Here is a 13,727-nt window from a genome sequence, read left to right on the forward strand (position 1 = left end):
TGAGCTTTATCTTAATCTAGAAGATATTGAACACACCAAGACCAAAGCCTACAGCCCACAAACTAACGGTATTTGTGAGCGATTCCATAAGACGATGAAAACAGAATGTTATGATATTTTATTTCGGCGTAAGATTTACACGCAATTGAGTGAAATACAAAACGATATTGAGCAATGGCTTGAATTTTACAATCGAGAAAGAGCACACTCTGGAAAATATTGTTATGGGAAGACACCATGGCAAACATGGAATGATGCAAAGGGGTTGGTTAAGGAAAAGCAATTGGAGAGTTTATTTTGCTCATCGGACACGAATTTTGTTAAAATGAAAGCCGATGAGTAATACGTGTCTGTCAGATTAAGTTTGATCTACTTCATTTTTTTAGATGAAGATGCAAAAAATGAACATCTCATTAAAATGAACCAAGCTTTAAAAATAGCATTAATCAACGAAGCTAACGAAAAAATAGCTATTTTGCAAGATATCATTGATTTAGATATGCAAGAATCGGATGAAGAAGCGCAGCTAAAACAATAGAAAAAATATCGCATTTTAGTAACTCGTGTTGATGCGTCAGATGTTAATGCTGTGTTTCCTAAAAAACCACAATAGTATCATCGTATAATACTCTCAATCTTCAACCAACAATACTCAACAGCGTCTTCTAGCATCACAAAATCAGCGATATCGTATAGCGTTTTTGCTGTTTGATAGAACACGAAATTGTGATCTTCGTCGCTGTTGAGATGAAGTAACAAAATGCTCTGGAAAAATTTCACGTGCATTTTTATGTCCTGACATAGTCTATTTTGAGTCAGTTTTATGTATAAATAAACAGTGATTTTATTTTATAACGCTTTGATTTTATTGGTTGTTTTATTTTGATGGGTGGTGGAGCTGGCGGGAGTTGAACCCGCGTCCGAAATCTCTACATCCTCGGTACTACATGCGTAGTTTGTTTTTGAATTTCATCTACCCGCTGCGAACAAACACGCTACTGATAGACTAGCTTGATTAAGTTTAATGCTTCCGCCCCAAGCAAGGCTTCCACACGATCTCGTTTGGGTTTGACTCCTCTTGATCCCCGTCCTACGAGCGGAGGCTAGGGAGAGAAGGCTCTATACAGGTTATTAAGCTGCTAGTGCGTAGTTTTCGTCGTTTGCGACTATTTTTTTGCGGTTTATTTACGAGGCCTACCGCACCTCGGCATGCACCTTGGGTTTCGCAAATCCCGTCGAATCCAGAATCAGCCCCAATTATGATTGGTAATTAAATACAATATCGCAGCATTATAGGTGAATTCAAAATTAAATACAAGTTAGCCTATTTTAGGATTAATTTAATTTTTATAGCACTATATCACTATTATTTTTAGTTTTGTTAAAAACTTTCAGGAAAGCTATGCGTTTAAGTATAAAAATAATTTTTTTGAAATTAAATCAAAGGTATTAATTATTTAACAACCTTTGATTATGATTAATAACTGATAGTCATATTTATAACTTATTGGCAAATAGACAAAAAAATTTATGACAATTATTAACAATAAAATCAATACATTATAAAAAACAAGACAAAATGTATGAAAATTATCTAAATTTGAATTGAACTTTTATGCATTTAGTTTGTCTATATTAACAGATTAAGTTTTTCATTTTTTGCCTTCCACTCGAATTATCGGGTGGTTTTTTTAGCTTCTATATTTTCAGTTTAAGTACTACTTTTTATCATTTTTTTATTATTCTTGCTTAATTTGCTCTTTATAATATAAATAATAAGCCCCACGAGAAACCATTCGAAGTTGAAATATAAGATTTTCAATTAATTCTTGACGCTGTTCTATGTCAAAATCAATCGCTTCAGCGCCTGCATTAAACGCTATAGTGACCATTGCTTCCGCTTGAGCTTCATTATAACGATGAGGCATTTTGTTAGCATTATCGAGATAATCAACAAGTTCGACAATAAAGTGTTGAATTTCACGAGCAATAGCTGAACGAAATGCCGAAGAGGTTCCCGCCTTTTCACGAAGAAGCAATAAAAATACTTTTGGATTTTTATCAATAAATTCAATAAAGGTAGTAACAGATGTCCGTAGTACACTACCACCTTTTTCAATACGCTTACGTGCTTGACGCAACAATTGCCGAAGTGTTAAACCACTTTCATCAACCATCGCTAAACCTAATTCATCCATATCACGAAAATGGCGGTAAAATGAAGTAGCTGCAATACCCGCTTCACGCGCTACTTCTCGCAGACTTAGACTAGCAAAACCTTGCTCAGCATTTAGTTGATTAAATGCAGCGTCAATTAAAGTACGGCGGGTTCTTTCTTTTTGTTGAGCTCGAACACCGCCACCGTTCTTGATATTTTTCATTTAATAGCTCAATCCTAGTCGTTTAAATGTAATCTACTATTAATTTGTTGATTTTAACAATTGCTCTTTTTCAGCAAGCACTTTGGGCATATGCTCACGAATAGTTTTAGCTATTGTTTCATAACGAGAACGTAATGGTGAACCAGGGCGATAAATCAACATAATACTGCGTGATGGTACTGGATCTGTACATGGGATATAGCAAATATTATCACGAACTCGTTCATTAGGTGCGGCAAGTTCTGGAAATAAAGTAATACCCCTTCCAGCAGAAATCATGCTTCTAAGCGTTTCAAGGCTCGTTGCTTTGAACTGTTTATCTTCATCAATGCCAACTTGGAAACAATACCCCATTGCATGTTCACGCAAACAGTGGCCATCTTCTAGCATTAAAAATTTTTGACCTTTTAAACCTGATAATTTAACAGTCTTTTTACTAGCAAGCTCATTATCAGCACGAACGGCTAGAAACATAGGTTCATCAAATAATGGCAGTTCGATAAATTGTGCGGTTTCTTTAACTTGTGCAACAATGGCACAATCAAGTTTTCCACTTTCTAATTGAGCAACAATGCTAGCAGTTTGTGCTTCATGCAGATAAAGTTCTAATTGAGGAAAAGATTCATGTAAGACAGTAATAACATGCGGTAGAAGATAAGGTGCTATAGTAGGTATCAACCCTATGTGCATTGGCCCTGACATTTCTTCGCCTTGACGGCTTGCCATCTCTTTTAGGATTTGAATATTACGCAAAATTTCTTTCGCTTGCTCAACCAACATCATACCCGTTTGTGTAAATAACACTTTGCGGCTAGTACGTTCTAATAACATTACGCCTAATTCATCTTCTAATTTTCTAATTTGACCACTAAGAGTTGGTTGACTTACATTGCACGCATCTGCAGCTTTACGAAAATGGCGAAATTCAGCCAACGAAACAAAATATTCCAAATCACGAATATTCATAATGTCCCCAATAAGTTATTAGTTAATGATATATACTCGAACAACTTCTATCTATAAGGTTATAATAAATAACATTAAAAAGCTCTTCATAATTTCTTAACTATAATGCATTATAAATTATAGTTAACAAACAAATAAGTAAGTAAAAAAGTTCTGAGTATAATTTTATTTATTTTAATCAATTATTTAGATGCAAAATCTGAGCAACCCAAATTTGTATTTGTTCATTAGATATTGTTAATATTGTTATACTAATGACTATTGTTGATAATTAAGTTTAAAAAATCAAATAGAATATTTAAGGTCTCTTGGAAAAATATAATTTTATTGAGTTAAAAACACATTTTAAGAAAAATGGAAACTTACTAGTAATTACGATATAATTGTACACTATATGTTATTAAGTCAATACACTTTTTGGGGTGCACTATTTTTAAACAAGTTTCACGTTTTTATCAAAAGCTTTTTCGTCATGAAGTACCAAAAAAGGTTGGCTACGTGGCTATTCCACGTAATGAACATAATATATCTCGTAAAGATATTAGTGCAAATGCATTAAAAGTCCTTCATCGATTAAATAAGCAAGGTTATGAAGCTTATTTAGTTGGTGGCTGCATTAGAGATCTCATCTTAGGTAAAATACCAAAGGATTTTGATATTACAACAAATGCAACACCTGAACAAATTCAAAAAATTTTCCGTAATTGTCGTATAGTAGGAAGACGATTTCGTCTTGCTCATATTATGTTTGGTAAAGAAATTATTGAAGTAGCAACTTTTCGAGGTGATCATAGCAGTCAGGATGAACAAAATAATATAGCTAAACGTTCCCAATCAGGAATGTTACTCCGTGATAATGTTTACGGAACCATTGAACAAGATGCTGTTCGTCGGGATTTTACAATGAATGCACTTTATTACAGTGTAAAAGACTTTGCATTACGTGATTATTGTGGAGGATTAAAAGATTTACACAAAGGCATTATCCGATTAATTGGCGATCCACAAACGCGTTATCGAGAAGATCCGGTTAGAATGCTAAGAACAGTTCGTTTTGCGGTAAAACTAAAGATGAAAATTGAACCTGCAACCGCTGAGCCAATTAAAGATCTTGCGCCATTACTGAAAAATATCCCCTCAGCTCGACTTTTTGATGAATCATTAAAACTATTACAAACAGGAAATGGTTATAAAACTTACAAGTTACTAAGAGAATATTGTCTTTTCGAACAGTTATTTCCTATTATTGATCGTTTGTTTGCCAAAAATCAGAACGGTTATTTAGAAAAAATTATTGAGCAAGTTTTAAAAAACACTGATTATCGTATCGCTAACAACAAGCGCATTAATCCTGCATTTTTATTTGCAGCCTTTTTTTGGTATCCGATAATTGAACAAACACAAGCAACATGTATCGAAAGTGGCTTGCCATTCCATGATTCGTTCTCGATGGCAATTAACGAAGTGTTAAGTGAACAATGTAAAAGTATTGCCATACCTAGACGCTTAACCACCATAATGGGAGATATTTGGCGTTTACAACTACGTATGAAAAAACGACATGGTAAACGCGCATTTGCTATCTTAGAACACCCTAAATTTAGAGCTGCTTATGACCTTTTAGAAATGAGAGCATCAATCGAGAAAGGAGAACTTTTAGAATTAGCAAAATGGTGGGATGAGTTTCAATTCACTTCAATCGAAAAAAGAATAATGATGGTAAAACAGCTAAATAAAATGAATAAACGCAAGGGAAAACGTTAATTTTTAATTCGCACTTTTATAAATAACGGCTATAATGTTGTAATTAAAATAATCATAATAACTTTATAAATCATTGATGAAAAAATTAGCGCCTTCTCTTATTGCAATAATCATTACTCTCTCTTTGCATAACATTCCTAGTTATGCTATTGGTTTACCAAAAGATTCTATTAGCAATAACCCTCAATGTCTGATAAACGTTCCAAGGTTTGTTCGCCCTTTAGTCAATGGAGATACAAACACTTTACCAGTAAACGCTGAAGCTAATCAATTAGAAGCATTATATCCCAATATTGCCATATACAAAGGTGAAGTATTAATAGAACAAGGTAACCGCACTGTTCAAGCGGATAAAGTAACGATCGATACCCAAGACAACAATAACAGAATAGTAACATTAGAAGGAAATATTACTTATCAAGATAATTTAATACAAATGAAAGGTGATAATGCATCAATGAACCTAAATAATAATGATGCAAATATGAGCCCTAGTCAATATCAACTTGTTAATAGACTTGGTCGGGGTAATGCCGATCAAATGAAACTTGAACAGAATCGATATATTATTTTAAAAAATGGTAACTATACATCTTGCCCTGTTAATGACAATACTTGGAACATTAAGGGAACAACGGTCATTCATGACAATGAAGAACAATTGCTAGAAGTATGGAATGCCATATTTAGTATTGGCAAAATACCTGTTCTATACTCGCCTTATTTACAATTGCCAACGGGGGATAAACGTCGTTCAGGGCTATTAATGCCTAATTTAGGCTATGATAGTATTGATGGCATAGATTTTTCACTACCTATTTATTGGAATATTGCCCCAAACTACGATGCAACCTTTACACCCAGAGTTTTAGAAAAACGTGGTATACAATTACAAACTGAATTCCGCTATTTAAATGAATTAGGTTTAGGTACACTTGCATTTGAGTGGCTACAACATGACAGTAAATATAGTGAAGATAGAAAAAATCATATCAATGGTTATAATTATGATGACAATCGCCATCGTTGGTTATTCCATTGGAAAAATGAAGAATTAATTAATTATAATTGGCGTTTTTATGCTGATACAACGCGAGTTAGTGACAATCAGTATCTCACAAACCTAGACTCTAAATATACCTTTCAAACTGCTGGGTATTTAACCCAGTTTTATAAAATCGCATATAACGACAAGTATTGGGATATTGCATTAGGTTATCGACACTTTCAGCCATTTCATTCAGAACTAAAAAACTCCCTTTACCAGACCGAACCACAACTTGACGTGAGTTACTATAATAATGATTTGGGGCCGTTCAAATTTAGAGTATTCTCTCAAGTATCTCGTTTTTTAACATCAGGAGAAAATAGACCTAAAGCATGGCGAACTCATATTGAGCCAACGTTAAATTATACCTTAACCAATTCTTGGTCATCATTGACCACTGAAACAGGGTTTATGGCAACTCATTATAATCAAGATAATATTCGAAAAGACATTGAACAATATAAATATTTAGATAAAAGCGTATATCGTTTTTTACCTAAATTTAGTATCGATGGTAAAGTGATCTTTGAGCGTGATATGCCTTTTATCGACGGTTATACACAAACCTTAGAGCCGCGAGTAAAATACATTTATATTCCATACCGAAACCAATCTAATATTAGCAACTATGATTCTACTATATTACAATCAGATTATATTGGTCTATTTAGAGATCAACCGTACAGCGGTTTAGATAGAATTGCCTCAACGAATAAAATATCAACTGGAGTAACAACTCGGTTTTATGATGATAATAAGGTTGAAAAATTTAACTTGTCAATTGGACAAATTACTTATTTTACTAAATCAAAAACAAGTGAACATAATAATGATTTAGACGAAAACTCAGATACAGGTAGCATTACTTGGGCAACTGATAATTTTTGGCGTATAAGTGATAATATGATTTTTCGCAGTGGTGTTCAATATGATACTAGAATTGATACGATTTCATTAGCTAATACAATATTTGAGTATCACCCATCAAGTGATAAGTTAGTACAATTATCTTATCGCTATGCCAATCGTAACTATATTGATACTGTTGATAAAAACCCATTTTATCGAGGTTATAAACAAGACATTAGTCAAGCAGGAATAATGGCTTCTTGGCCATTATCACAAACAATTAGTGCTGTTGGCTCATACTATTACGATATTAAATTAGAACAAACTACCGATGGTTTTGTTGGTTTACATTATAGTGACTGCTGTTGGGGAACAACGGTACAATATGGTAGAAAACTAACTGATTGGGATAACACTTCTCGAAGAAGTAAGTATGAAAATAAGCTATCTATTAACTTCGAGTTACAAGGATTAGGTAATAATCGAGACACCAAAGCTAAAATGCTAAATTTTGGTAAGTTACCATATACAACAGCATTTGAGTAAAATATCTTTATAAATATGGACTACTGATAAATTTATTACAGGCCGTCAATATTGCAACAACAAAATGAGTTGAATAAATATGAAATTATTAAAACTTTTTATCGCGTTAAGCTTAAGCATTAATTTAGGAATTATGATGCCATTATCTGCCAATGCTGCACCAAAAGTTGTAGAACAAGTTGCGGCAATTGTTAATAACAATGTCATTTTAGAAAGCGATGTTAATGATATGTTAAAAACAATTAAAGCAAGTGCCGATCCTAAAAATTTACCTAATGATAAAGTACTTAGACAACAAATCATTGAACGCTTAATTATTGAAAATTTAATTTTACAAAAAGCCGCTAAAGCTAAAATCAAAGTTAGTGATAATGAAGTAACAAATGCTATTAGTAGAATTGCTGCTGAAAATGGAATGACTATAGATCAACTTCGAAGCAGACTATCAACAATGGGAATTAGCTATAGCTCTTACCGAGAAAGAATTCACAATGACATGTTAATTGAAGAAACTCGAATGCATGAAATAAGGCCAAGAATTAAAGTGTCAAACAGAGAAATTGAAAATCTAGCAAAGAATATTGCTCGCCAACCAACCAATAATATTGATGTAAAAATAAGTCATATTTTAATTTCTATTCCAGAAAAAGCATCTAAACAACAAATAGATAATGCGACAAATCAAGCACAAGATATTATCAATCGAGCTAAAAAAGGAGAAAGTTTTGCCAAATTAGCCACATCTTATTCAAATGATGATTTTGCTCTAAAAGGTGGCAATATGGGGTGGCGTAAACTTAATGAACTTCCTACTATCTTTGAAGAACGTTTAGTGCGTGCAGAAAAAGGAAATATTATTGGTCCTATCCGTTCTGGTGTAGGTTTGCATATTTTAAAAGTTGATGATACTCGTTCAGAAGCACCAAAAACAATTAAAATTCAAGAAGTCGATGCACGACATATTTTGATAAAAACTAACGTATTGGTAACAGATAAAACTGCAAAACAAAAATTAACTGATATTAGAAAATCAATTATCAATGGCACAATAGCATTTGAGGCTGCAGCTAAAATAAATTCTGAAGATACCGGTTCGGCAGGAAAAGGGGGTAACTTAGGTTGGAATCGCCCTGAAGTTTATGATAATAATTTTAGAAATGCTCTAACTCATCTAAAAAAAGGCGAAATTAGTCAACCTATAAAATCGTCTTATGGTTGGCATTTAATTCAATTGATTGATACAAGACAAGTAGATGGAACAAATACCATGAATAAAGATCAAGCCTATCGACTTATTTTTAATCGCAAATTCTCCGAAGAATATCAAGTATGGCTTCAAGAAATAAAAGGTGACGCTTATATTAAAATTACAGGTGAAGGTAAACATGAATAGTCGTGTACATCAAGGACATTTTGCCCGTAAAAGATTTGGGCAAAATTTTTTGCATGATGATTATATTATCGAAAGTATTGTTGCGGCTATACAACCCAAAAAAGATCAAGCACTGGTTGAAATTGGTCCAGGACTGGCTGCATTAACAATACCTGTAAGTAAACATATTGATCACTTAACTGTTATAGAAATTGACAGAGATCTAGCTAGTAGATTAATTGAAAATCCACTTTTAAGTAATAAATTAACGGTTATTGAGCAAGATGCACTAACTTTTAACTTTCATCAGTTGTCAGATCAATTAGATAAACCGTTAAGGATATTTGGTAATTTACCATATAATATCTCAACACCTTTGATATTCCATTTATTTGAACATCAAAACATTATTACTGATATGCATTTTATGCTACAAAAAGAAGTAGTTACTCGGCTTGTAGCCGCTCCTAATAGTAAAAACTATGGCAGACTCAGTGTTATGGCACAATATTATTGTCAGATTATTCCTGTATTGGAAGTACCGCCAACATCATTTAAACCAGCTCCAAAAGTAGATTCTGCGGTAGTTAAGTTAATTCCATATAAAGAGAAACCTTATCTGGTTCATGATATAAAAATTCTGTCTCGATTAACTACAGAAGCGTTTAATCAGAGACGAAAAACTATCCGCAATAGCCTAAGCAATATGTTTACTGTAGAACAATTAATCGAACTAGAAATTGACCCAAATTTACGTGCTGAAAACTTAACAGTACAACAATACTGCCAACTAGCAAACGCATGGAAATAAAATTATGGCAAACCTTCTCATTGGTGATATTCATGGTTGTTATGATGAATTTATGCGAGTACTTGAAAAAGCAAAATTCTCGGCATCAGATACTTTATGGCTAACCGGTGATCTTGTTGCTAGAGGACCCAAATCGCTAGAAGTGCTAAGATTTGTCAAACATAACACCAACCAAATTAGGTTGGTATTAGGCAATCATGACCTACATTTATTATCTATTTATGCCAATGTAACGCCTGCCCAAAAAAAGGATAATCTTGAAGAAATCATTCGTGCACCAGATTTTGATGAATTGATGAATTGGTTACGTAAACAGCCATTAGCTCAAATTGATGAATCATTAAAACTCATTATGACTCATGCGGGCATTTCACCACAATGGAATCTTGAAACACTAAAAAAATGTTCTCATGATTTAAATGTTATGTTATCTAGTGACTCTTATGTCCTATTTCTTGATAAAATGTACGGTAATTTTCCAGATGAATGGCAGTCAGGATTACAAGGTTTAGATAGACTACGTTATATTGCTAATGCATTAACTCGTATGCGTTTTTGCTATGAAGATGGTCGATTAGATTTCTATTATAAAAAATCACCTGAACACGCACCTTCAAAACTAAAACCTTGGTTTCTATTACCAAGCAAAATTCCTAGCGAATATAGTATCGCTTTTGGACATTGGGCTTCATTAAATGGAAAAGGTACTCCCGAAAATATTTATGCACTTGATACAGGGTGTTGCTGGGGTGGAAAGCTAACATGCCTACGATTTGAAGATAAAAAATACTTTAGAAAGAAAAATATCGAAGCAAAAATTAGATAAACTACTACGAAAGGATCAATTATTATGTCTGTTTTATCTTTCATTAAATCAATATGGAAAGTGATTAACTTTATTAGGGAAATATTTCTTAACTTAATATTCCTAATTATTATTATCTTAATCTTTAGCTGCATTGCATTAATTAAAGAAGCAAAAAAACAAGAAATTACTCCACAATATGGTGCATTGATTTTAGATATTGAGGGTACTATTGTAGATAACACACTTTACAGTGATGAAATCTATGCCTTACAAAATAAAATTTATGGCAAAAAAGTAAATACTTCGCGCGAAAACAGTTTATTTGAATTAACGCAAAAAATAGCCCAAGCAACAGCGGATCCAAATATTACAAAAATTGTCCTTAAATTAGATAATTTTACTGGTGCAGATATGAGTTCGCTACAATATCTTGGCAAATATCTAAAAAAATTTAGCGAAGCAAATAAACCAATTTATGCTTTTGGTTCTAATTTTAACCAAAGCCAATATTATTTAGCTAGTTATGCCAATAAAATATATTTAACACCACTTGGGTCTGTTAATGTATATGGACTAGCTGCAAATAACCTATACTATAAATCCTTACTTGAGAATTTAAAAATTAATACACATGTTTTTAGAGTAGGAACTTATAAATCAGCTATCGAACCCTTTATTCGCAACGACATGTCTGAGGCAGCTAAAAGTAATACGACACGTTGGTTAACACTTATGTGGAATGATTATCTTAATGATATTTCAACACAACGTAAAAAAGCTGCGACACAGCTAGTTCCGACACCAGATGTTATGTTAGAAAATTTAAAAGCAAGCAATGGCAATCTGGCTCAATATGCTATATCGAATGGATTAGTCGATGCGCTTGCATCCAATTACCAATACGAAAAAGAATTCAGTAATAAACAAGAAGTCAGCATCTATGATTATCAGCTTAAATCAAAAAAAGATAAAAAATCAGGTGGTGAGAACAACGAACAAAAACCTCTTATCGCTGTTGTTTTCGTCAATGGTACTATTACCAATGGTGAAAATAATAGTAACATTGCTGGTAGCCAAGACATTGTTGAACAATTAAGAAATATTCGTAAAAATTTAAACGACCATAACATTCAAGCGGTGGTATTACGAGTAAATAGCCCGGGAGGAAGCGTTGATGCATCCGAAGCAATTCGTAGCGAGCTAGAAGCATTACGCAGTTATGAAATTCCTGTTGTTGTTTCTATGGGAGGAATGGCTGCATCAGGTGGATACTGGATATCAACTGCATCCGACTATATCGTTGCTAGTCCAAATACAATTACTGGTTCTATTGGTATCTTCGGTATTATTCCAACCTTTGAAAACTCGTTATCTCATATTGGCGTTTATAGTGATGGCGTAACAACCTCACCATTAGCAGGCAATACCGCAACAAAAAACCTACCTGACGAAATGAGCCAATTAATTCAAATGAATATTGATAACGGTTACCAAACGTTTATTTCGTTAGTAGCACAAGCTAGAAATATGACAAAAGAACAAGTCGATAAAATTGGACAAGGTCAAGTTTGGCTAGGTTCAGAAGCAAGTAAAATTGGACTTGTAGATAAACTAGGTGATTTTGATGACGCCATTGAAACTGCGGCAACATTAGCTAATTTAACTGATTATGAAATTGACTGGCAAAAACCACAAGGAAGTTGGTTTAATGCATTTTATTCAGATCTGTTTGCCATGTTACCTAAATCAACAGCAGAAATATTTTTTGAACAACTTCCAGAAGCAAAACAACTTCAACAACATGTTTCTTTATGGAATCAGTTTCACGATCCACAAAATCGCTATATTTACTGCCTAAATTGTGCAGATGTGCATTAATAAACAATCATTATCTACCACGAGAACGTGGTAGATAATGATTTATTCCTAACTTTAAATTTATAATTAATTGTTTTTATCTGTTAAACTATTTTTTTCCTGATTGGAAAAAATAACGCATATACTCCATCGCTTCTTGAATATATTGATAATTAGGGGGGGCATTAACCTCCCGATTATGTAAATCCATATAATGGCTAAATCCCAATCGATTCACAAGATAAATATTATCAGTTGTTCTCACTGTATAAGAGCTATAATTAGACATTAAAAGCCAGTTACGATTAATTATAGGTTTAAATAAATCATACCCTGTTGAATAATCACTTATATCATTTTACTTTATACTGAAACGAGGGGGTATTCCTGAAACTTTTTAACAAACCAGCGCTTAAAAATACTCTAATAAAATGTTAACAAAAAAGGGCTTAATTTAGAGCCCTCAGATTGATGACAAAGAGCTCGCTTTTTGGCGAGTTCTTTGATCTAATAGAGAAGAGTCCATTATAAGAGGAATTCTTCTATGTTAAAAAAACCAACGCCAGCGACACCCGAAAAAATAGAGCAAATCTCGTTAGATGCGCTTGTCCCTCAAAATGGAATGGCAACACATTTTCAAACAAAAAAATTAAGGGGTAAGTGTTTTTTAAATTCAACGGGAGGCAAGTAACCTAACGAAGAATGTAATCGTTTATGATTATACCAATAAGCATAAGCTGTAATAGTCTTTACTTAATCTGACATTTAAGTTATTTTATAACACAAAAAGGAGAGGCAGAAATGAATCAAACAGCCAAAATTATTAAACCCAAATTAGGACTACTAGAATTAGCTAAGCAACTCGGTAACGTTCAACAAGCTTGCAAAGTCATGGGATACAGTCGAGATAGCTATTATCGCTTTAAAAAATTGTATGAGCAAGGGGGTGAGCTTGCGCTTCAAGAAATCAGTCGTAAAAAGCCTATCGAAAAAAATCGGGTAGAGCCACATATAGAACAAGCCGTTGTTAATATGGCCTATGAATATCCAGCTTATGGGCAACATTGAGTTGCCAATCAACTTCGTCAAGAAGGCATCATGGTGTCAGGGAGTGGGGTACGCTCTATTTGGCTACGTCACGATTTAGAAAGTTTTAAAAAACGCTTAATAGCCCTAGAAACCAAAGTGGCACAAGAAGGATGTGTGCTCACTGAAAATCAATTACAAGCCCTTGAAAAAGCCAAAGCATCAAAAGAAGCGCATGGTGAAATTGAGACACATCATCCGGGATATTTATGTGCACAAGATACCTATTATGTAGGGCA

The 13,727-nt window shown here is 33.4% G+C and carries 11 protein-coding genes, 1 other RNA gene and 1 pseudogene; 10 read left to right on the forward strand and 3 right to left on the reverse strand.

Features of this window, described 5'->3' with window-relative positions; all coding sequences use genetic code 11:
* Both A9G35_RS03310 and A9G35_RS03315 read left to right on the forward strand, forming a co-directional pair.
* Positions 1-343: integrase core domain-containing protein (locus A9G35_RS03310; protein ID WP_141673754.1), on the forward strand; the 343-nt coding region annotated here is incomplete at its 5' end.
* 3 nt (positions 344-346) lie between these two features.
* Positions 347-538, forward strand: coding sequence for a tail fiber assembly protein (locus A9G35_RS03315; RefSeq protein ID WP_065635670.1), 192 nt, complete (start codon positions 347-349; stop codon positions 536-538).
* 352 nt (positions 539-890) lie between these two features.
* Here the strand turns inward: A9G35_RS03315 and ssrA are convergent.
* From ssrA to oxyR, 3 genes are all read right to left on the reverse strand, one after another.
* Positions 891-1,255: a transfer-messenger RNA gene (ssrA, locus tag A9G35_RS03320) on the reverse strand.
* 484 nt (positions 1,256-1,739) lie between these two features.
* Positions 1,740-2,381: an HTH-type transcriptional repressor FabR gene (gene fabR / locus A9G35_RS03325; protein WP_065635671.1), complete on the reverse strand. Its 642-nt coding sequence runs from the start codon at positions 2,379-2,381 to the stop codon at positions 1,740-1,742.
* A 39-nt stretch (positions 2,382-2,420) separates the two neighbouring features.
* Positions 2,421-3,347 carry a DNA-binding transcriptional regulator OxyR gene (gene oxyR, locus A9G35_RS03330; RefSeq protein ID WP_065635672.1) on the reverse strand — a complete coding sequence of 309 codons (927 nt, stop codon included), beginning with the start codon at positions 3,345-3,347 and terminating at the stop codon, positions 2,421-2,423.
* Between the two features lie 429 nt (positions 3,348-3,776).
* On the opposite strand from oxyR, the gene pcnB reads away from it, so the two are divergent.
* The 8 genes and pseudogenes from pcnB to A9G35_RS03365 all read left to right on the forward strand — a co-directional run.
* A complete protein-coding gene (pcnB, locus tag A9G35_RS03335; protein WP_442903165.1) occupies positions 3,777-5,111 on the forward strand; it encodes a polynucleotide adenylyltransferase PcnB in 1,335 nt (444 codons plus the stop codon).
* Between the two features lie 76 nt (positions 5,112-5,187).
* Complete coding sequence (lptD, locus tag A9G35_RS03340; RefSeq protein WP_065635674.1) at positions 5,188-7,554, forward strand: LPS assembly protein LptD; 2,367 nt, start codon at positions 5,188-5,190, stop codon at positions 7,552-7,554.
* A 79-nt stretch (positions 7,555-7,633) separates the two neighbouring features.
* Positions 7,634-8,947 (forward strand): peptidylprolyl isomerase SurA, encoded by a 1,314-nt coding sequence (gene surA, locus A9G35_RS03345; protein ID WP_081300099.1) that lies wholly within the window; start codon positions 7,634-7,636, stop codon positions 8,945-8,947.
* Positions 8,940-9,737 carry a 16S rRNA (adenine(1518)-N(6)/adenine(1519)-N(6))-dimethyltransferase RsmA gene (rsmA, locus tag A9G35_RS03350; protein WP_065635675.1) on the forward strand — a complete coding sequence of 266 codons (798 nt, stop codon included), beginning with the start codon at positions 8,940-8,942 and terminating at the stop codon, positions 9,735-9,737. Before surA ends, rsmA begins: the two co-directional genes overlap by 8 nt.
* A 4-nt stretch (positions 9,738-9,741) precedes the next feature.
* Positions 9,742-10,563, forward strand: coding sequence for a bis(5'-nucleosyl)-tetraphosphatase (symmetrical) ApaH (gene apaH / locus A9G35_RS03355; RefSeq protein ID WP_065635676.1), 822 nt, complete (start codon positions 9,742-9,744; stop codon positions 10,561-10,563).
* Positions 10,564-10,587: 24 nt separating this feature from the next.
* Complete coding sequence (gene sppA, locus A9G35_RS03360; RefSeq protein ID WP_065635677.1) at positions 10,588-12,423, forward strand: signal peptide peptidase SppA; 1,836 nt, start codon at positions 10,588-10,590, stop codon at positions 12,421-12,423.
* A 523-nt stretch (positions 12,424-12,946) separates the two neighbouring features.
* Positions 12,947-13,093, forward strand: coding sequence for a hypothetical protein (locus A9G35_RS13835; protein ID WP_255305932.1), 147 nt, complete (start codon positions 12,947-12,949; stop codon positions 13,091-13,093).
* A gap of 110 nt (positions 13,094-13,203) precedes the next feature.
* Positions 13,204-13,727, forward strand: a pseudogene (locus A9G35_RS03365) (helix-turn-helix domain-containing protein); the annotation flags it as partial.

The organism is Gilliamella sp. Choc5-1 (genome assembly GCF_001690595.1).
GTDB lineage: Bacteria > Pseudomonadota > Gammaproteobacteria > Enterobacterales > Orbaceae > Gilliamella > Gilliamella apicola_M.